This is a genomic window from Herbidospora cretacea (genome assembly GCF_001570605.1).
GTDB classification, from domain to species: domain Bacteria; phylum Actinomycetota; class Actinomycetes; order Streptosporangiales; family Streptosporangiaceae; genus Herbidospora; species Herbidospora cretacea.
The window spans coordinates 98519-118138 of the sequence record NZ_BBXG01000013.1 but is presented as its reverse complement, the minus strand read 5'-3'; the positions used below and the strand labels follow the sequence as shown (position 1 = coordinate 118138).

General features: G+C 73.3%; 20 protein-coding genes. 1 reads left to right on the top strand and 19 read right to left on the bottom strand.

Translation table 11 applies throughout. The annotated features are described in order from the left end of the window. Positions 1-24: 24 nt before the first annotated feature. From AW270_RS24610 to AW270_RS24525, 18 genes are read right to left on the bottom strand one after another with little or no spacing between them, the layout of a single operon-like run. Positions 25-972: a hypothetical protein gene (locus AW270_RS24610; protein WP_061297840.1), complete on the bottom strand. Its 948-nt coding sequence runs from the start codon at positions 970-972 to the stop codon at positions 25-27. 12 nt (positions 973-984) lie between these two features. Then, positions 985-2148 carry an ABC transporter permease gene (locus AW270_RS24605; RefSeq protein ID WP_082801806.1) on the bottom strand — a complete coding sequence of 388 codons (1164 nt, stop codon included), beginning with the start codon at positions 2146-2148 and terminating at the stop codon, positions 985-987. Next, positions 2145-3323, bottom strand: coding sequence for an ABC transporter permease (locus AW270_RS24600; protein ID WP_061297838.1), 1179 nt, complete (start codon positions 3321-3323; stop codon positions 2145-2147). The genes AW270_RS24605 and AW270_RS24600 overlap by 4 nt, the downstream gene beginning before the upstream one ends. Before the next feature lies 1 nt (position 3324). Then, the gene (locus AW270_RS24595; RefSeq protein ID WP_061297957.1) at positions 3325-4263 is read right to left on the bottom strand and encodes an ABC transporter ATP-binding protein; all 939 of its coding nucleotides are present in this window, start codon (positions 4261-4263) and stop codon (positions 3325-3327) included. After that, a complete protein-coding gene (locus tag AW270_RS24590; protein WP_245674842.1) occupies positions 4260-5258 on the bottom strand; it encodes a right-handed parallel beta-helix repeat-containing protein in 999 nt (332 codons plus the stop codon). Before AW270_RS24590 ends, AW270_RS24595 begins: the two co-directional genes overlap by 4 nt. After that, positions 5255-5728, bottom strand: a complete 474-nt coding sequence (locus AW270_RS24585; RefSeq protein ID WP_061297834.1) for a holo-ACP synthase — start codon at positions 5726-5728, stop codon at positions 5255-5257. The genes AW270_RS24590 and AW270_RS24585 overlap by 4 nt, the downstream gene beginning before the upstream one ends. Then, positions 5725-6510 (bottom strand): alpha/beta fold hydrolase, encoded by a 786-nt coding sequence (locus AW270_RS24580; protein ID WP_061297830.1) that lies wholly within the window; start codon positions 6508-6510, stop codon positions 5725-5727. Before AW270_RS24580 ends, AW270_RS24585 begins: the two co-directional genes overlap by 4 nt. 11 nt (positions 6511-6521) lie before the next feature. Continuing rightward, positions 6522-7361 carry a hypothetical protein gene (locus AW270_RS24575; RefSeq protein ID WP_061297828.1) on the bottom strand — a complete coding sequence of 280 codons (840 nt, stop codon included), beginning with the start codon at positions 7359-7361 and terminating at the stop codon, positions 6522-6524. Then, positions 7361-7777, bottom strand: coding sequence for a holo-ACP synthase (locus AW270_RS24570; protein ID WP_061297825.1), 417 nt, complete (start codon positions 7775-7777; stop codon positions 7361-7363). Before AW270_RS24570 ends, AW270_RS24575 begins: the two co-directional genes overlap by 1 nt. Then, positions 7774-8679, bottom strand: coding sequence for an ACP S-malonyltransferase (locus tag AW270_RS24565; protein WP_061297823.1), 906 nt, complete (start codon positions 8677-8679; stop codon positions 7774-7776). Before AW270_RS24565 ends, AW270_RS24570 begins: the two co-directional genes overlap by 4 nt. Then, the gene (locus AW270_RS24560) at positions 8679-9548 is read right to left on the bottom strand and encodes an alpha/beta fold hydrolase (RefSeq protein WP_061297822.1); all 870 of its coding nucleotides are present in this window, start codon (positions 9546-9548) and stop codon (positions 8679-8681) included. The genes AW270_RS24565 and AW270_RS24560 overlap by 1 nt, the downstream gene beginning before the upstream one ends. Continuing rightward, the gene (locus AW270_RS24555; RefSeq protein WP_061297820.1) at positions 9545-10774 is read right to left on the bottom strand and encodes an FAD-dependent oxidoreductase; all 1230 of its coding nucleotides are present in this window, start codon (positions 10772-10774) and stop codon (positions 9545-9547) included. The genes AW270_RS24560 and AW270_RS24555 overlap by 4 nt, the downstream gene beginning before the upstream one ends. Further along, the gene (locus AW270_RS24550; RefSeq protein ID WP_061297818.1) at positions 10771-11493 is read right to left on the bottom strand and encodes a nitroreductase family protein; all 723 of its coding nucleotides are present in this window, start codon (positions 11491-11493) and stop codon (positions 10771-10773) included. The genes AW270_RS24555 and AW270_RS24550 overlap by 4 nt, the downstream gene beginning before the upstream one ends. Next, positions 11490-13730, bottom strand: a complete 2241-nt coding sequence (locus tag AW270_RS24545; RefSeq protein WP_061297815.1) for a beta-ketoacyl-[acyl-carrier-protein] synthase family protein — start codon at positions 13728-13730, stop codon at positions 11490-11492. Before AW270_RS24545 ends, AW270_RS24550 begins: the two co-directional genes overlap by 4 nt. A 28-nt stretch (positions 13731-13758) precedes the next feature. Then, positions 13759-14811 carry an aminomethyl transferase family protein gene (locus AW270_RS24540; protein WP_061297811.1) on the bottom strand — a complete coding sequence of 351 codons (1053 nt, stop codon included), beginning with the start codon at positions 14809-14811 and terminating at the stop codon, positions 13759-13761. Positions 14812-14815: 4 nt separating this feature from the next. Then, entirely contained in the window at positions 14816-15289 is a 474-nt protein-coding gene (fabZ, locus tag AW270_RS24535) for a 3-hydroxyacyl-ACP dehydratase FabZ (protein ID WP_061297809.1), read from the bottom strand. Continuing rightward, a complete protein-coding gene (locus AW270_RS24530; RefSeq protein ID WP_061297807.1) occupies positions 15286-15576 on the bottom strand; it encodes an acyl carrier protein in 291 nt (96 codons plus the stop codon). Before AW270_RS24530 ends, fabZ begins: the two co-directional genes overlap by 4 nt. 21 nt (positions 15577-15597) lie before the next feature. Then, a complete protein-coding gene (locus AW270_RS24525) occupies positions 15598-16347 on the bottom strand; it encodes a 3-oxoacyl-ACP reductase family protein (RefSeq protein WP_061297956.1) in 750 nt (249 codons plus the stop codon). Between the two features lie 134 nt (positions 16348-16481). On the opposite strand from AW270_RS24525, the gene AW270_RS24520 reads away from it, so the two are divergent. Then, positions 16482-18032 (top strand): FAD-dependent monooxygenase, encoded by a 1551-nt coding sequence (locus tag AW270_RS24520; RefSeq protein ID WP_245674841.1) that lies wholly within the window; start codon positions 16482-16484, stop codon positions 18030-18032. Here AW270_RS24520 and AW270_RS24515 read toward each other — a convergent pair. After that, positions 18019-19446, bottom strand: coding sequence for an AfsR/SARP family transcriptional regulator (locus tag AW270_RS24515; RefSeq protein WP_157522518.1), 1428 nt, complete (start codon positions 19444-19446; stop codon positions 18019-18021). The genes AW270_RS24520 and AW270_RS24515 overlap by 14 nt on opposite strands. Between the last annotated feature and the right edge of the window lie 174 nt (positions 19447-19620).

Genomic DNA, 19620 nt, shown 5'->3' with positions numbered 1-19620 from the left:
CGCCGCCGGTGCGGCGGACCCCCCTCACGCGCCGCTGGCCAGGAACGTGCGCGCCGCCTGCACCCCCGCCTGGAACCTGCTGGTGGCCTCCAGGTCACGCATCAGGGTGGCGATGTGCCGGCGGCAGCTCCGCACCGACATGCCGAGCTTGCGGGCCACCACCTCGTCGGTGTAGCCCTTCGCCATCAGGCCCGCGATGGCCTGCCGCAGGTCGTCGGCGACGTTCGCGTAGCCGGACTCGGCCCCCTCCAGCGGCGTCGCGGTGTCCCACAGGTGGTCGAACAGGTCGAGCAGGAACCCGTTGATGCCGTCGTTGTGGACCCGCGCCACGTTGGTCTCGCCGTCCGACAGGCCGAACAGCACGACCAGCGTGCGGTCGAAGACGACCGCGGAGCGCGGGACGTGGCTGACCGTGCCGATGGCCGCGCCCGCGTCGATGAGCTGCTTCAGCTTCATCCGGGTGGCCAGGTCGGCCCGGTTGCGGTGCTGGCAGACGATCCGGACGGTGACGCCGCGCGAGAGCAGCGGCAGGTACGCCCGCGCCAGCTCCTCGGCGTCGTCCTCGCCGGACTGCAGGACCAGCACCTCGGTGCGGCAGGCGTCCCCGGCCATCTTGAGGAAGCCGCGCACCTCCAGCGACCCGGCAAGGTACTCGATCGGCGACGGCGCGGGACCGACGAAGTCGCGGATCTGGTCGATCAGCTCCCGCCGCTGGTAGATCTCCCGCTCGACCGAGGCGACCAGCGCGTTGGCCGCGACCTGCGGGTCCACCGGGATGAACCGGTGGGCCGCGCCGTCCACGGCGCGTAACAGGCGGCTCTCGACGAGCTGGTTCACCGCCTCGCTCATCTCGCGCATGCCGATGCCGAGCTCGCCGGCCGCCACGTCGAGAGCGTCGATGGCACCCTTTTTGGTCGCGTATCGGTAGACACCCGCGATGTCGGCGGGCCATTTGGTGGTCGAATTCATCATTGTGCTGCCTCCTCAGAGGGTTCTCGTTCGTCGGCTGAACAGGACAAGGGACAGGCTCAGCAGCACGGCGGCCATGAGGCCCAGAACGGCGACCTCCAGCAGCACGTCGCCGAGCCCGGTCCCCGGCCGGGAAAGAGTCAGGAGTGCGTCCATCCCCCAGGCGTGCGGGAAGAGATGGCCGATGGCGGCGAGCGTCTCGCCGGCGGCCTCGGCGGGCCACAGGCAGCCGCCGAGCATGCCGAGCACGATGCCGAGCGGCGGCCCGATCGCGGACGGCTGCGCCGACGAGCGGACCAGGCTGCCCATGAGGATCGCGGCGCCGGTGGCGACCAGGGCGAAGACGCCCACGACGGCGGCGACGCCGAGCGGCTCGCCCCAGGAGACGCCGAACAGCAGCGAGCTCACCACCATGATCAGCACCGCCTGGGCGGCGGCCACGATGAAGCGGCTGAGCGCCTCGCCGAACAGCACGGCCCCGCGCCGCACCGGGGCGGTGAAGGCCCGGGGCAGCATGCCGATGCGGCGGCTCTCGACGAGCGCGGCGGCGACGGCCATGGAGTTGATGAACGTGAACAGCAGCAGGTTGGCCGGGGCGGTGTAGGCGAACCCCCGGGGGGTGCCGGACGCCATATCCGAGCCGACCACCTCGACGTCAGCCGAGGCGGCCTGCGCCCTGCGCACCAGTTCGGCGGCCTGGGCCGGGGTCGCGCCGGCCGCGGTGGCGGCGCGGGTGGCCTCGATGACGCCGGCGACCCGGCCGACGGAGGCGTCGACCGCGCTGCGGGCGGCCATGCCGCTGCCGCTGGACTCCGTCATGACCAGCTCGAATCTGGCCGACCCCGGCGGGATGACGACTCCGGCGGCCAGCGCGCCGCCCCGGACGCCGGCCCGCAGCTCCTCCTCGCCGCCGACGGCGGTGACCTCCAGGTCGGGGTGCGCGCGCAGTTCCGCCAGGACGGCGGCGGCCACGGGATCGGAGTCCTGGGCCACCACGCCGACCGGCAGCCGCGAGGCGGCGCCGCCGCCGAACGCCATGCCGACGAAGATGATGCTGACGAAGGGCATCACCACGATGAAGAACAGGCCCACCCGGTCGCGGGAGTGGCGGCGCAGGTTGGCGGCGACCAGCGCGAGTACAGGGTGCGGTCTCAGGTGCGGTGTCAGGTGCGGTCTCATCCGAGCAGTCCCTTCCTGAAGCCCGCCGCGGCGAGCCCGAAGGCGGCCACGGCGATCGCGCACAGCACGCCGATCGGCACGGCCACCGAGGCCAGGCCCGCGCCCGATCCGGCCAGGCCGGTGAGCCCGGTGGTCGTCCAGGCGTTCGGGGTGAACAGGGCGATCTTCTGGAGCACGTCCGGCAGCGTGTAGAGCGGGACCAGGCTGCCGCCGAAGAACGCGGCCACGAAGGAGATCACCATGATCACTCCGTCGGCCTGGGCGTCGGTCCTGGCCCGGCTGGCGACCAGCATGGTGATCGCGGTCGCGGCCAGCACGTGGGCGAGCAGGAGGGCGAACACGGCCACCGGGTCGCCCCAGGTCGAGCCGAAGATCAGCACCGAGGAGACCCAGGTGACGCAGACGCTGACCATGGCGAGGGCGAACCCGACGACGGCCTTGCCGGCGATCGGGACCCAGCCGTGGATCGGCCCGGCCCGCATCCGGTCCAGGGTGCCCTGCTTGCGTTCGATCAGCAGGCCGCGGAAGGACGCGCCGACCACGAAGAAGGCGAACAGCGCGGCCATGCCGGCGCCGTAGTAGACCGACAGGTCGACCCTGCCGCCGGCCATCGGGTCGTTCTCCAGGGTCAGGGCCGGGCCGGCCGCGCCGTTGCGCTCCACGAACTCCTTGACCTCGGCGGCGGGGACGCCCGCGTCCAGGGAGGCGCGGACCGCGAGCGTGCGGGCCCGCACCAGGCTGGAGATCCGGTCGACCACGGCATTGGCGACCACCCCCGCCAGCGGTGTGTCGGCCGAGGTCAGCACACCGACCCGGCCGCCCTCGCCCGCGCCGACGCTCGCGCTGAACCCGGCGGGGAAGACGATCGCGGCCCCGATGTCGCCCGCGTCGAGGGCGCTCTGGGCCTGCTCACGGCTGGGCAGGTCGCGCAGGGTCAGCACGCCGTCCAGCTCCGTGGACGCCATGACCTCGCGGCGGACCCCGGCGGGGAACTCGCCGCCGTCCAGGTCGACCATGCCGACGGTGGCCCGCAGCGGCGGGTCGTCGCCGCCGAGCGCCACCCCGAACAGGGTGGCCATGGCCACCGGCACGATGATCGCGATGATCAGGGCGGTCCGGTCCCGCACCCGGGTCCGGAGCTCCAGGGCGCTCACCGTGAGAAGCGGTCGCAACATGTCAGTCCCTGAGCGTGCTGCCGGTGAGGTGCAGGAAGGTGGCCTCGAGGTCGGGTTCGACGACCTCGACGGCGGTGACGGCGGCGATGCCGTCGACGGTGGAGATGACCGAGGGCAGCAGGTACCGGCCGCCTTCGGCGATCAGCCGGACCGACCCGGCCGCAGTGCGGACCGCCTCGGTGACGCCGCCCAGGCCGCGCAGCTTGTCGACGGCGGTGTCGACGTCGCCGTCCAGGGTGAGCTCGATCCGGTCGGCCCCGCCGACCAGTTCGACCAGCTCGTGGCGGGTGCCCTCGGCGACGATCGAGCCGTGGTCGACGATGGCGATCCGGTCGCAGACGCGCTCGACCTCCTCCATGTAGTGGGAGGTGTAGAGCAGGGCCATGCCGTCGGCGACCAGGCGTTCGAGGCCGTCCAGGATGGACTTGCGGCTCTGCGGGTCGACGCCGACCGTGGGCTCGTCCAGGATCAGCAGTTCGGGGCGGTGCAGCAGGGCCGCGCCGATGTTGATGCGCCGCTTCATGCCGCCGGAGTAGGTGTCGAGCTTGGCGTCGGCGCGGTCGGCGAGGCCGACCAGGTCGAGCACCTCCTCCACCCGCCCGCGCACCTCCCGGCGCGGGAGGCCGAACAGGCGGCAGAAGAAGCGTAGGTTCTCCCGGCCGGTCAGATCGGGGTAGAGGGCGATCTCCTGCGGGACGTAGCCGATCTTCGCCTTGGCCGCCATCGGGTCGGCCGCGAGGTCGGCGCCGCCGACCACGACCGTGCCCGTGTCGGGCTTGAGCAGGCCGACCAGCATGGAGATCGTGGTGGTCTTGCCCGCGCCGTTCGGGCCGAGCAGCCCATAGGCCTCCCCCGGTGCGACGGTGAACCCGACGTCGCGCACCGCGGCCACGCCGCCGTAGCTCTTGCTGAGGTTCTCGCAGGTCAGCGTGTCATTCATGGCCGCCACCCCAGGGCTTCGGCGGGCTCGCCCTTGGCGGCCACGTTGCCGGCGAAGGTCTGGAGCCCGAGGTCGACGCCGAGCTGGTAGTCCAGCGGCGTGTTGCCGGTGACCCTGTTCCACAGGACGTGGTTGGCGACCGCGTCGTCGCCGCCCCAGCCCTTGGACGAGCCCATCACGAACGCCGCGCCCATCACCGACGCGCCGCTGGGGTGGTTGTCGCGGACGTCGTTGTCGACCACGCAGACCCGCTCGGTGCCGATCAGCGCGATCCCCACCCCCGAGATCGGCGGGCCCGCCGCGCCCAGCGCGCCGGGGTCGTCGCCGCCGGAGGCCAGGTCGTTGCCGTGGACGACGTTGCCGGCGACCAGGCAGTCGCGCACCCCGCCGTCCGGCTCGCCCTCGTAGGTCTGGTTGAGCAGCATCAGCCCGATCGCGTTGCCGTGGCTGACGTTGCGCAGCACCCGGACCCCGCTGGAGTTGTCGACGAACACGCCGAACGCGTTGGCGAAGGTCTCGTTGCCCTCGACGAGCGCCTCGCCGCTCCCGCAGAAGCTCACCGCGACACCGCCGTACTGGCTGCCCGAGGCCCGGCACCGGAGCACTTCACACCCAGAGCTCTCCCGCACGTAGACACCCCAGACGGCGTTGTCCACGGCGGTCACGTCCCTGACGGCGAGGCCGGTGACGGAGTGGGCGTAGACCCCCGCGCCGGAGAAGCCGCGCACGGTCAGCCCCTCGACCGTGAGGTCGCGGACGCCGTGGGCCACGACGCCGGAGACCACGTCCTCGCTCGCGTCGTGCAGCTTCGGGACGTCGGAGCGCGGCCCCGGTCCGGGGACCAGCACGGCCCCCTCTCCGCGCAGGGTGACCCCGTCGTGCCTGATCCAGACGTTGCCGGGGTGCTCCCCCGCGTCGAGCAGGATCGTCGCGCCGGGGCCCGCCTCGTCCAGGGCTGCCTGGACCGACCCGCCGGGCCGGACGGTTCTGGTCATGGACATCGGGCGTCCTTCCTGTCGACGTGGACGACGGCGACGGAGACGAGCAGCCCCGCGCCGCTCCCCCAGCGGGCCGCGCCCGCCACCGGGCCGCCCAGGCGGAGCCGGGCCGCCTCCCGGCAGGCGCCGCGCAGGATGTACGCCGCGCCTTCGGTCAGGGCCAGGCCGGTGGCGGCGGTGAGGTCGGCGGCCGCCTCGTCGAGCAGCTCCCCGGCCCACGGCGGCGGCGGCTCGGAGGCGGCCTCGAAGTCGTGCCAGCTGAAGCCGGGCGGGCGACCCCCGACGGCCTTGATGAAGCTCTCCTTGACCGGGAACGCCGCCGTGCCCGGCCCCCGGTCGCGTTCGGCGGGGGTGGTGAGCTGGCGGGCGAAGGTCGCGCCGCCGCGCGCGGCGGCCCGGGTCAGCCGGTCGGCCGAGACGATGTCCACCCCGATCAGGACGGCGGGCGTGGTCGTGCGGGCGGTCATGCGGGCACCCGGCCGTGCCGGTCGAGGAACGACTCCAGGATCGCGGTGTACTCGCCGGCCCGCTCGATCATCGGGATGTGGCCGCTGTCGGCGACGACGACGACCTCGGCTTCGGGGTACTCGGCGAGCAGCTCCAGCCAGGGGCCGACGGGGGTCATCCGGTCGTGCCGGCCCCACACGTACGCGGACGGGCAGCGCACCTCGTCCAGCGCGGGCCTGACCTGGTAGCGGCGGGTGGCCTTGATGCTGCGGGCCATGCTGACCATCGACTCGGGCCGCAGCAGCATCGCGCCGACGCCGTCCATCTGCTCCTGGGTGAAGAACCGCTCCTCGCCGTGGAAGAGCGCGGCCATCATCCGGTCGCCGAACTCCGCGCCGACCGGCCGCACGCTGGCCCGCCGGTCGAAGCTGAGGCCGACGTCGGGGTCGGGGGTGAGACCGGGCGCGCCGCTGACCACGATGCCGCGCACCCTGTCGGGGTGCCGCCCGGCGAGGTCGATCGCGACCAGCCCGCCGAGCGAGTTGGCGCACACGACCACGTCCTGCGCGCCGGCCTCGTCGCAGGCCGACAGGAGAGCGTCGCCGAGCCGTTCGATCGACCCGGCCACCCGCCGGTCGAGGGCGCAGATCGCCTCGTGGGTGCGGAGCACCGGCACCCCCGCCGCCGCCAGGCGCCGGTAGGGGTGCTCCCAGATCCAGCCCCCGGCGAACAGCGCGGACATGAACACCACGGTCGGCCGGTCGCCGTCCCCCGGCGCGTGCTCGAAGGTGAAGTCGGTCATCGTTGCTCCCGTCACAGTAGGGGGACGTCCACGGGGGTCCACCCGCAGCCGCAGGCCGCGCCGTCGCCGAGCCTGACCACGACGCCGCAGCCGGCGCAGCGGGCGTACTCGCGGATGACCTCGGGGATCAGGACGCTGGTGAGGGCGCGGGCGCTGAGCCCGGCCTTGAAGAACCTGCGCACCGCCCGCTGGTGCGGCCGGGCGTGCACGGCGCGCACCGACTCCGGCCGGTCGAAGGCGGCGAGGGTGTACTTGCGGTCGCCGACGTCGAACGTGGCGACCCCGAGGAAGCCCTTGGACGCCCGCAGCCCCTTGACGATCTCCACGCTGAGCAGGTCCACCTCGGCGGCCTCCGCCGGGTCGCGGACCTCCACCCAGGTGAGGGTGAACGCGCCGGGCCGGTCGGTACGGCCGCCGGCCGCCCGCGCGCTGACCCCGAACTCGCGCACGTCGTCGGCGGCGGGCACGAAGGCGGCCCGGTATCCGAGCGCCTCGGCGACGGCCAGCCGGTCGAAGGAGCGCCTGACCCGCCCCTCGGCGGTGACGAGGTCGCTCCCGGCGATCGTGGCGACGCCGCCGACGCCCGGGATTCCGAGGTAGGAGTCGCGGTGGTCGGCCTCGATGGTCCACCAGACGGTCACGGCGCCGGCGTCCCCGGTCATCTCCTCGACCTGGAGGCGCGGGTTCCTGAAGCGCGAAAGGACGGCCGCCGCGTGCGCGGCCAGCGCCTCGCCGCTCAGCCAGCCGGGGGTGTCGGGGTCCCGGAACCCGGTGACGGCGGCGGCCACGGCGGCGGGGTCGGCGTTCCGCCACGCCTCCAGATGCGCTTCGGCGGTCTTCCTGGCGTCCATCACGTGTCACCGTCCTCAGGGAGCCCGGCCGAGGCCACGGCCATCGCCAGCGCGCGGCCGGACGTGTGGCTGAGCGAGAGCCGGATGCGCTGGTCGGTCCGGGTGGCCAGGGCGGGTCCGAGCCGTACCGAAGGGGGGTGGCCGTCGTTGCAGGCGGCGGTGCGGGCGCAGGCCGGGGTGGGCCGGGGCAGGACCTCGACCTGGGCCAGGTGCTCGGCGGTCGCCGGGACGCCGAGCAGGCGCAGGACGGCGCGCTTGGCGGCCAGCCGCCCGGCCCAGTGCTGGAGCGACCGGCCCGCGCCGGAGCGCAGCCGTTCGGCGGGGGTGTAGACGTCCTCGATCCGCATGCCGTCCAGCAGGTCCTGCGGCCGGGTGAGCCCGGCGAAGGCGACCACGGCGCTGCCCCACCGGCTCATGCCGCGAACTCCCTGGCCAGCCGGCGCAGCGTGCCCGGGTCGGCCATGCTCAGGCAGCGCGCCCCGGCCCGGCGGGACAGCCCGGCCAGCACCTTGCTGTCGCCCACCTCGACGGCGGGCCCGAGCGCGTCCACGACCGTGACGGTGTCCGTCCAGCGGACGCGGCCGGTGAGCTGGGCGATCAGCGATTCCCTGAGGACGCCGAGGTCCTCGGTGGGCCTGCCGGTGACGTTGGGGACGACCGGCACCCGGGGCGCGGCCATCGGCGCGGCCCGGACGGCTTCGGCCCACCCCGGCACGGCGGCGGCCATCAGCGGCGAGTGGAACGCGTTGCCCACCGCCAGCGGCACGACCTTGGCGGCGTCGACGGCCAGGCCGGTCAGCCGGTCGAGCGCCGCCGTCGAACCGGAGACGACCACGTGTCCCGGCGCGTTCTCCAGCCCGACCACGAGCGGCTCGGCCGGGGCCGCCGCGAGCGCGGCCAGCTCCTCGACCCGCTCGACCGGCAGGCCCATGACCGCGCGCATCCCGCCCGTGACGCCGACCCGCGACATCAGCCGCGACCGGGTCTCCACCAGGCGGACCGTGTCGGCCAGGCCGAGCACCCCGGCGGCGTGCAGCGCGGTCAGCTCGCCGACGCTGTGACCGGCCACCACGCCCGGCTCGTAGCCCTCTTCCCGCAGCACGGCCAGCGCCGCCAGGTTGCAGGCGGTCACCGCGATCTGGGCGTGCTCGGTGGCCACCAGCCGGTCGATCGGGCCGCGCACGCACAGCGCCGAGATCGGCCGCTCCAGCAGGTCGTCCACCTCGTCGAGCACGGCGCGGGCGACCGGCCGGCGGCGCAGCCAGGCGCCCATGCCGACCCGGACGGTGCCCTGACCGGGGAACAGGTAGCCGAGCATCAGAGCCGCCTGCGCGGGCGTCGTTCGGCCTGGGCCGAGTCCTCCGTGCCGAGGAAGCCCAGCAGCAGTTTGCTGACCACCTCAGGTGCGTCGAGCGGGATCCAGTGCCCGGCCTCCTCGACCCGCTCGTACCGCCACGGGCCCTTCACGAACTTGGCCGAGCCGAGCATGCCCTCTTCACGTAACGCTTGGTCGCCCGCCCCCCAGATGCCCAGGGTCGGGGCCAGGACCGGCGGGAACGGCCGGGCGGGCCGCAGCTCCGCCTCGGGCGAGCGGTTCGCGCGGTACCAGTTCAGGCCCGCGGTCAGCGCGCCGGGCCGGGCCATGTCCCGGAGGTACCGGTCGTGGTCGCCTTCCTTGCCCATGATCTCCTTGAACAGACGCCAGCCGTTGCGGCGCAGCAGCTCCTCGCTGATGCCGGGGAACTGGTAGAGCAGCATGTACCAGGAGGCCATGCGCTGCTCGATCGACGGCCGGGCGAACACGCCGGGGTGGCCGACCGACAGCACGGCCAGGTGGTCGATCCTGCGGGGCATCAGGAACGCGTACATCCACGCGATGGCCGCGCCCCAGTCGTGGCCGACCACGTGGGGTCGGCGGACGCCGAGCTTGGTGGTGAGCGCGACGACGTCGTTGACGATCGTCTGCATGCCGTAGGCCTCGATCTCCTGCGGCTTGGAGGAGTCGCCGAAGCCGCGCAGGTCGGGCGCGATCACCCGGAACCCGCCGTCGACGAGCGCCGGGATCTGGTGCCGCCACAGGTAGGAGGAGTCGGGGTATCCGTGCAGCAGGATGACGGGGTCGCCCTCGCCCTCGTCCACGTAGGCGATGTCGACGTCGTTGACGCGCACCGTCTTCTTCTCGGTCATGCCGTCTCCCTGAACAACCGTTCGGCGAAGAACTCGCTGAATCCGAACTCGGGCACATCTTCGGGGGCCACCATGTTCAGCAGGCCCGTGACCTGGGCGGCGAAGTTCTTCGCCATCAACCGGCGGGCCCGCCGCCGGCGTTCCACCGCCTCGGGGCCGAACTCCACGTGCAGCCGGCTGACGATGTCGGCGCCGAACGCGAGCCGGTCCAGCCGGAACTCGCGCTCCCGCACGTAAGGGTCGAACGCCCCCGGCGACCAGTCGCCGGAGCCGAGCAGGATGTCGCAGACGGTCCTGGAGTCGCGCATCGCGCAGGAGAGCCCGGTGCCGAGCACGGTGTCGGCGTTGCCGGCCTCGTCGCCGATCAGCACGACCCCCTCGGCGAGCGGCGGCCCCTCGGGCACGCTCGACACCGACGGCCACACCGACAGCGGCCCGGCCGGGACGGCCTCGGTGACGGCCTTGCCCCGGTCGGGCAGGCAGTCGAGCTCGAACGCGGCCAGGAACCGTTCGACCCCGCCCTCGCCCCGGTAGCGCAGCTTGTTCTCGGCGGGGAAGTTCAGGTAGAGGCGGGCGCGGCCGTAGCCCTGCGGGAAGACCATGAACATCACGTCGCCCTCGGTGCCCATGGCCTGCACGTCGGCCGGCCAGGAGTCCAGGCCCTCGACCATCATGCCGCCGCCCCAGTGGTGCATGGAGTTGCGCATGGTGACGCCGATCTGCCGCCCGACGGTGCAGCCCCGGCCGGTCGCGCCGAGCACCATCCTCGGGCGGATCTCGTGCTGCCCCTCGGCGGTCTGGTAGGTGACGACGGGTTCCCGTCCGGCGGTGACGTGGATGCGGGAGGCGTCCATCACCAGGCGGGCGCCCGAACCGGCGGCCTGGGCGGCCATCAGCTCGCACACCGCGTGGTGCGGGAACGACATCGGGCCGCCGATGCCGGGGATGAACCCGGTCATGTCGACGGCTTCGACCTCGTCGTCCTCGACGGCCTCGTCCCAGGTCATCCACTCGCGGATCTCCCAGGCGCCGCCCGCGCCGAAGCAGTCGTAGACGCCGAGCCGCTGCGCCTCGCGGATGCCCCAGGGGGCCAGCCACTCGCCGCGGACCAGGTCGTGGTACTCCCGCTGCTTCTCCAGGAGCACGACCTCCAAGCCACCGGCGGACAGTCTGCAGGCCGCCGACGCGCCCGCGATGCCGCCTCCGACGATCACGACATCGGTCATGCCTCCCACCTCTCCCAGTACGTGCGTTCCTTCGCGCCGACCCGGTCCGCCGGGCGGAAGTCGGTGCCCACCGTGTAGGCCACCGGGATCATGCAGACCTGCGTCACCCCGGTCGGGATGCCCAGCAGCTCGCCGACCTGCCGCTCGTGCGGGATGTGCATGCAGGTGATCGTGCTGCCGAGGCCGCGGCTGCGCAGCGCCAGCTGGAACGACCAGATGGCGGGGAAGATCGAGCCGTAGAAGATGCTGGCCCGCATCGGGCCGAGCCGCACGTGGTGGCCCGGGTCCTCCGGCGGCTTGGTCGACATGCGCTCCCGCCAGGCGGCGTCGATCGCCTCCATGTCCGGGGGGCGGCCGAGCACGCACGGGATGACCAGGACCGGCACCCGGGCGATCGTCTCGTCCAGCGCGATCACCGACTCGTTGTTGCGGCGGGCCTGCGCGGTGTTCCGCCGCCGCCCCGCGTTGGTCCACACGTCGTTGCGGTGGAACAGCCACGACGCCCGGGTCATCTCGGCGATCTTCTCTTTGACGGCCGGGTCGCTGATCACCAGCCAGCGCCAGTTCTGGTGGTTGTTGGCGGTGGGCGCCTGGACGGCGACCTCCAGGGCCTCCTCGACAATCTCCCTCGGCACCGGCCGGTCGAGATCCAGGCGGCGGCGCACGGACCGGGTCGTGGTCAGCAGCCGGTCGGTCTCGCTCACCTCGAAGGGGGTCATGCCGCCCCCAGCACGACCGCGCCGCGCACCGAGCCGGGCGCGGAGCTGAGCACCAGCGCCCGCCGGGCCGGCTCGGGCAGCTCCGGGTCGCCGAGGTAGTCGGCCGGCGTGCCCGCCGCCGGGGTGGCCGGGCCGGCCAGGGCGGGAGCGACCCCGTCCCTGACCGCGAGCGCGCCCAGCGCGATGTTCAGGGCGCCGGTCGCGGCCTGGCAGTCGCCGGTGAGCCCGGCCGAGGCGGTCAGCGGCACGCCGGGCAGCGCGGCCAGCACGGAGGCGGCCTCCTCGGCGTCGTCGCCGCCGCCGGTGGCCGCGCCGACCACCAGGTCGAGCGGCTCGGTGAGCCCGGCCAGGCCGGTGAGCCCGTCGAAGGGGCCGCTCACGTGGCTGGCCGCCAGCACCCGCGCGTACGGGGTGCCGCCCCGCGCCGTGCAGTGGTCGGCCGCCTCCACCACGAACGCGACCGCCGCCGACCCGGGCACCCGTCCCGAGTCCCGGTCGTACGGCGACACGACCGCGTCCTGCGGCACCAGGCCGACGTGCTCGTCGGCGGCCACCACCAGGACCACGTCCGCCTTGCCGTCCCTGATCATCTCCATCGCGCAGGTCAGCGCGATCGACGCCGACGCCCCGCCGTTGCAGATCGTCGTGGTCGGCCCGCGCAGCCCGAGGGTCTGGCAGACCGCGCCGCCGGTGGCGTTCAGCACCACGTTGGAGAAGCTGAGCACGGCCGGCTTGTTGGGGTTGGCCGCGATGCTGTCGTCGAAGCCGCCGGTGCTCTCCGCCGACCCCGCGCCGGTGGCGAACACCAGCCCGACGTCGTCGAGTTCCTTCCTGGGCAGCTTCAGCCCGGCGTCCTCCCAGCTCAGCCGGGCGGCCGCGATGGCCATCCTGGACAGGTTGTTCATGTGCCGCCACAGGGAGCGGGGCGCGAACGTCCGTCCCTCCAGGGAGGGCCGCGCGCCCAGCGCGGGACGGCGGGCCAGGACGGCCTCGGTCGTCTCGGCGATCCCGGCCCCGAGCCCGCTGACCGGCCCGAGCCCGGTGATCACGACCTCGCGCGGCGCCGGTTCCGCCCACTCCCGGCCGGGGCCCGGCGTGGTCAGGACCAGCGACACGTTGTTGCCGCCGAACGCGTAGTTGTTGGAGACGACCGTGTCGGTCGAGAGCTCGCGCGCCCGGTTCGGCACGAAGTCGAGGTCGCCCGGCACGGCGTCGGCGTCGAAGCCGATCGTGGGCGGGGCGACGCCGTCGCGCAGGGCGAGCACGGCGGCGACCGCCTCGACCGCCCCGGCCGCGCCGAGGGTGTGGCCGACGAACGACTTGATGCTGCTGGTCGGCACCTGCCCGGCGCGCGGCCCGAAGACCGTGCGCATGACCTTGGCCTCCATCGCGTCGTTGGCCGGGGTGCCGGTGCCGTGGCCGCTGACGTAGCCGACGTCGTCGGTGGTCAGGCCGGCGTCGGCCAGCGCCCGCCGCATCGCCGACACCCCGCCTCGGCCGGTGGGGTCGGGGGCGGTGGCATGGTAGGCGTCGGCCGACAGGCCGTACCCGGCGACCTCGGCCAGCGGGACCGCGCCCCGGGCCAGCGCCAGGTCCAGCGGCTCCAGCAGCAGGAACGCCGCTCCTTCGCCGAGGTTCAGGCCGTCGGAGTGGCTGTAGGGCCGGCACGGGCCGGTGCTGAGGGCCTTGAGCCCGGCGAATCCGGCGTAGGTGCCGAACAGCAGCGGGTCGACGCCGCCGGCCAGGACGGCGTCGGCCTCCCCGGCGCGGATCTTGTCCTTGGCCAGCCCGACCGCGTTGCCGCCGGCCGCGCAGGCGGTGGACACCAGGATGCGCGGGCCGCGCAGGCCCAGCCGGTCGGCGATCACGTCCTGGGTGTGGTGCATGGGCTGGTAGTGGCCGGCCGCGTCCGGGGTGGCCTGGCACTTGCCGAGGATCATCCCGAACCGGGTGGCGTCGACGCCGGTCAGCCCCGCCTGGGCGATCGCCTGGCGGGCGGCGATCAGGGCGAGTCCGGCGGTGCGGTCCAGGGCGGTGTCGGGCTCGGGCAGCTGCCCGGTGATCCACTCGTCCGGGACCTGTCCGGCGTAGCGGGCCTCGAAGACCTCGAAGGCCGGGTCCTGGATGGGGGTGAGGCCGCCCTGGCCGGCGGTGAGCCGGTGCCAGAACTCTTCGGGGTCTCGGCCGATGGCACAGATGACTCCCAGGCCGGTGACGACGACGGGCCGCAGCGCCATTCTGGATCTCCTTACCTGGCGGACCCGATCAGATGATCGGGATGCTCCAGCTCTTGGGCACGATGTAAGGGCTGGTCAGCGTGGTCACGTCGGCGCCCTCCACGGTGAGCTCCAGCCCGGCGGCGGCCAGCCCGGACTCCACCCTGGCCAGGCCGAGCGTCGTGCCGAGGCCGACGCTGCGCACCGCGAACACCACCTCGCCGATGTCCTCGCCGCCGGCCAGGACGCGCGCGCCCGGCTCGGGCACGGTGTCGCCGCCGGAGAAGCCGACGGTCCGCAGCCCCTGCCGGGACTCGAACGCGGCCAGCACCGCCTCCTTGCCGACGAACTCGTCCTTGGTGACGTCGACCAGCCAGTTGGCGCCGATCTCGATCACGTTGACGTCGCCGGCGGTCTCCAGCCGGGGAATGGGCTGGCGCACCTCCAGCATCGCCAGCTCCAGCGCCTCCTGCCCGGAGGGGGTGACGTGCTCCAGGGTGGCCTGCCACAGGTCGGCGGCCGACTCGACCGGGACGATCATCTGGTAGCCGTACTCGCCGGTGAACCCGGTCCGGGCGAAGATGATCTCGACGTCGTTCCACACGGTGTCCGACACCGCCTCGAAGGGCAACGAGGCCAGCTCGCCGTCGATCAGGCGGCCGACCACGCCCCAGGCGTACGGCCCTTCGAGGCCGATCACGGTCAGGTCGGCGGACCGGTCGACGATCTCCACGTCGTCGTCGGCGACGGCCCGCAGATGCTCCAGCAGCCGGGCGCCCGCCCCGACCGAGCTCTCCAGCAGCAGCCCGTCCTCCCGGCCGAACGCCAGGACCTGGTCGACGACCCGCCCGTCGTCGTCGAGCACCAGGCTCATCATGCAGCGCTCGGAGGTCAGGTACTCGACGTCGCGGGCCAGCACCCGCTGCGCGAAGTCCACCGCGGCGGGGCCGCTGATCTCGATCAGCGTGTGCCCGCTCAGGTCGAGCGCCACCGCCCGGTCCCTGAGCACCTTGTACTCGGCCGACAGGTCGGTGAAGCGGAGCGGGACGGTGGCGTCACCCACCTGGCCGTACACGGTGCCCTCGGGGTGCGTGAGCGTCATCTGGTCACACCTTTCCTGCGGCGGCGTTGCCCGCCGGATCGACGATGGTGAGGATTCCTTCGGCCGCGACCTGGCCGTCGACCCGGGCCGAGACCCGGAACTCGGCGAAGCCCGTGCCGCCCCCGGTCCGCTCGGCGGTCAGGGTGAGCCGGTCGCCGGGGACGACGGGGCGGCGGAACCGCATCGACCTGACCCCGGCCAGGTAGCTGATCCGGCTGGCCCCGGCCAGGGCGAAGACCACGCCGGCGAGCTGCGCCATGGCCTCGATCATCACCACGCCGGGCAGCACCGCCTCGGTCGGGAAGTGGCCCTGGAACCACAGCTCGGTGCCGGTCACGTTCTTGGTCGCCGTGCCCTTGACGCCCGGTTCGACCCTGCCGACCCGGTCCAGCAGCAGCATCGGCCAGCGGTGCGGCAGCACCTCGCGGATCTGGTCGTTGCTCAGCCCGGTGACGGGGGCCGCCGCCGTGATCGTCATGCGGCCGCCCTCAGCCGCGGGTTGACCTCGTCGGCGAGGCGGGAGATGGAGCCGAAGACGGCCATCTCGCTGTCGTACAGGGCCACCCCGAACTCGGCCTCGATCGCGACGTACAGCTCCAGCACGTCCAGGCTGTCGAGTTCGAGGCCGCGCCCGAAGAGGGGCTGGTCGTCGGTGATCCAGTCGGGCTCGACCTCCAGGTCGAGGCGGGACACGATCATCTTCTTGATCTGGCTGCACGTCTGCTGACGCTCGGCGGCCTTGGCGCGGAGCTCGTCGATGGTCATCTGTCCTCCAGGTTGGGTTCTTCAGCCGAGGCCGCCGCCGTGGGCGACCACGACAGAGCCGGAGATGTAGGACGCCTTGTCGGATGCGAGGAAGCTGACGATCGAGGCGATCTCCTCGGGCCGCCCCATCCGGCCCAGCCGGATGCGGGACTCGTACTGCTTCCTGATCTCGGCGGGCACCCTGCGGGTCATGTCGGTGGCGACGAAACCGGGCGCGACGACGTTCGCGCGCACCCCGTGGGGGGCGGCCTCGTTGGACAGCGCCCGGGTGAAGGCGATGATCGCGCCCTTGGACGCCACGTAGTTGGTCTGGCCGGGGAAGCCGCCGTCCAGGCCGCTGGTGGAGGACAGCGTCACGATCGCGCCGCTCCGCTGGTGCTGCATCAGCCGCAGGCCCTCCCGGCAGGCCAGGAACGTGCCGGTCATGTTGACGTCCATCGGCGTGCGGAACTGCTCCATGTTCATCGCGACGAGGTAGCGGTCCAGGGTGATGCCGGCGCTGGTCACCAGGACGTCCAGCCGGCCCCGGACGGCGCGGACCTCGCGGAACATCGCCCGCACCTGGTCCTCGTCGGTGACGTCGGCGCGGACGGCCGTCGCGGTGCCGCCGCGCTCCTCGACGAGGGTGACGACCTCCTTGGCGTCCGCCTCGGAGCGGGCGTAGTTGACGATCACGTGCGCGCCCTCGGCGGCGAGGTCGAGCGCGACGGCCCGGCCGATTCCGCGGGAGCCACCCGTGACCAGGGCCACGGAGCCTTCGGCAAAGAGCATCATCGTCTCCCGACAATCGCACCCGGAATTAGTCCGAAACTTCAAGAATCAAGCTACTAAGGCGCGATATCACGCCTGTATCACCGAGTTATCCGAGCATTGACGCGTTTTAGGGGATATATGATTCTGGCTCCGTGGCTGAACCACGCGTGGAGAACGTCGAGACTCTCATCGTCGGCGGCGGCCCGGTCGGGCTGGCGGCGTCCGTCGAGTTGTCCCGGCACGGAATATCCTCGGTACTCGTCGAAAGACATCCGGGCACCTCGCTTTTCCCGAAAGCGCGGCTCGTCACCACCCGGACGATGGAGATCCTGCGCTCCTGGGGCGTCCAGGAGGAGGTCGAGCGGGCCGGCATGCCGCGTGAGGACGTGCTGGCGGTCGGCGTCGGCACCTCGCTGAGCGCCGGCGACTACCTGCGCAAGGCGGCGGCCATCGCCGAGGACGCGGCGCAGAGCCCTACCTACACCTATCTGTGCTCCCAGGACATCCTGGAAGTGATCATGCGCAGGGTGGCCGCCTCGGCCGCCGACGTGCGCTTCGGCACCACCATGACCGACCTGCGGATCGACCCCGGCGGGGTGGTGGCGACGGTGATCGCGGACGGGATGTCCACCCAGGTCAGGGCCCGCTACCTGGTCGCCGCCGACGGCGGCCGGAGCTCGATCCGCGAGCGGCTCGGCATCGCCGTGGAGGGCCCGCCCCCGCTCGGGCACATGGTCAGCATCATGTTCGACGCCGACTTCGGCTTCCTGCCGCCCGGCCGCCGCGCCGCCCTGTCCTTCGTCCGCAGCACCCCGGGCGGCGCGATCGAGGCGGTCGACAACCGCCGCCGCTGGATCATGCAGACCGGGTACGACCCCGCCAAGGGCGGCAGCGCCGACGACTTCATCGAGGAGTACTGCCTGGCCGCCGTGCGGTCGGCGATCGGCATCCCCGACCACCCGGTCGAGATCGTCGGCGTGATGCCCTGGCTCCAGCAGGCCGTGGTCGCCGCCGAGTTCGCCAGGGACCCCGTCTACCTGGCCGGGGACGCCGCCCACGTGGCCACCCCGCAGGGCGGGTTCGGCATGAACTGCGGCATCCAGGACGCGCACAACCTGGCCTGGAAGCTGGCCGCCGTCCTGCGCGGCGAGGCCGGCCGGGGACTGCTGGACACCTACGCGGCCGAACGCCGCCCGATCGCGGTGCGGACCGTGGACGAGAGCCTGGTCAACGCCATGATCACGTTCCAGATGATGGCCGGGCGGCTGTCCATGCACGAGGCCATCGAGCAGCAGGCCGGGCGGCGCGGGTCGGAGGGCCTGGTGCTGGGCTTCCACTACGACTCGGCCGCCGTCGTCCCGGACGGCACCCCGGAGCCCGCGCCGGCCGATCCCTACCGGACGTACGTGCCGACCGCCCGGCCGGGCCACCGCGCCCCGCACCTCTGGGTGTCCCCCGGCGTGTCCACGCTCGACCTGCTCGGCCCGGCGTTCACGCTGCTCACCGCGCCGGGCAGCGGGTGGGCGCCGGTTCCGGGGGTGAAGGTGGTGGAGGTCGACTCGGCGGAGTGGGCGGAGGCGTACGGCGTCGGCCCGGAGGGCGCGGTGCTGGTGCGCCCCGACGGCCATGTCGGCTGGCGCACCCAGGGCGGCGACCACGCCGACCTGGAGAAGGCCCTCGACGTCATCCTCAGCCGGACGTGACCGACCCTGCCGTGGAGAGGATCCGGGCGGCGCCCATCCGCAACCGCAGCGGATTGCCGCAGGAGTGCGCCAGCAGGTCCGTCACGACCTGCGGCCCGGCCGGACCGGCCAGCAGTCCGGCCAGTTCCCGGGCGGCCTCGGCGGCGAGCGGCCGGACGAACTCGCGGTGCGCGCCCTGCCGGGCCACCAGCTCGTCGAGCGGGTCGGTGCTGGTCACGATCACCCGGCAGTTCGCGCCGCCGGGCAGCAGCGGCAGCACCTGGGCGGCGTCCCTGGCCCGGTCGAGCACCACGACCATCCGGCGGCGGGCCGTCCAGCTGCGGAACAGCGCGACCTCCTCGTCGCGGTCGGCGGGGATGTCGGCGCGGGGCACGCCGAGGGCGCGCAGGAACCGGCCCAGCACGGCGGCCGGCTCGGTCTCGGCCAGGTCGGCGAACAGGTGGCCGTCGGGGAACCAGTCGGCCCGGTCGTGCGCCCACCGCAGCGCCAGGGCGGTCTTGCCGATGCCGGCCGGGCCGCTCAGCACGGTCGTGCCGGGCAGCGCCACCTCGGGGTCGGGCCGCAGCACCGCGTCCAGCGCGGCCAGCTCCTCCCCCCGCCCGACGAAGGGCAGGACCCGGGGCGGGAGCTGGGACGGCACCACCGTCCCGGCCCGGTGAACGGGCTGCCGCATCAGGCCGGACTCGTCGCGCAGGATGCGTTCGTGCAGGTGGCGCAGGGCCGGGCCGGGCTCCAGGCCGATCTGGTCGCGCAGGTAGCGGCGGGTCTCCTGGTAGGTGTGCAGCGCGTCGGCGCGCCGGCCGGCCCGGTACTGGGCCAGCATGAGCTGGGCTCTGATCCGTTCGCGGAACGGGTGCTCGGCGACCAGCGCCAGCAGTTCGGGGATCACCTGGTGGTGGTGGCCCAGCTCGATCTCCAGCTCCAGGCAGGCCTCGGCGGCCTCCAGCCGGGACTCCTCCATCCGGGCCACGTCGTAGCGCAGGCCCCGGATGTCCTCGAAGGGGTTCCCGCGCCAGAGCGCGAGCGCCTCCCGCAGCAGGCGGACCGCCTGCTCGCGGTTCTTGCCCGCGGCCTCGCCCCGGGAGCGGGCCACCAGGGACTGGAACCGCAGCCAGTCGATGCTGTCGGGGGCCGGGCGGATCAGGTAGCCGGGGCTGGACGTCTCGATCACGCCGGCCCCCAGGACACGGCGGAGCCGGGACACGCAGATGGCGATCTGGCGGCGGGCGCTGGAGGGCGCGGACTCCGTCCAGACCGTCTCGATCAGCCGGTCGACGCTGACCGCGCGGCCCGCGTTGAGCACCAGGCTGGCCAGGATCGCCAGCTCTCGGCTGGCGCAGATCCGCACTTCGGCGCCGTCCCGCAGAACCTGCATCGGGCCGAGCACCCGGAATCTGAAACCGTCGTCCGTCATCGGGCCCATGAATCGCCCGGAGAAAATATGAAGAGACAATATCGAGCCATTTAAGAATCCCTCCCGCGCAGATTACTGGCAGGGCATCCCCTAGCACCGAAGCTAATAAGGGTTCCGGCCCTCCCGGCACCCCTACCAACCCCCTTTAACCCGGCACCCCGCCGCCCGATCGGA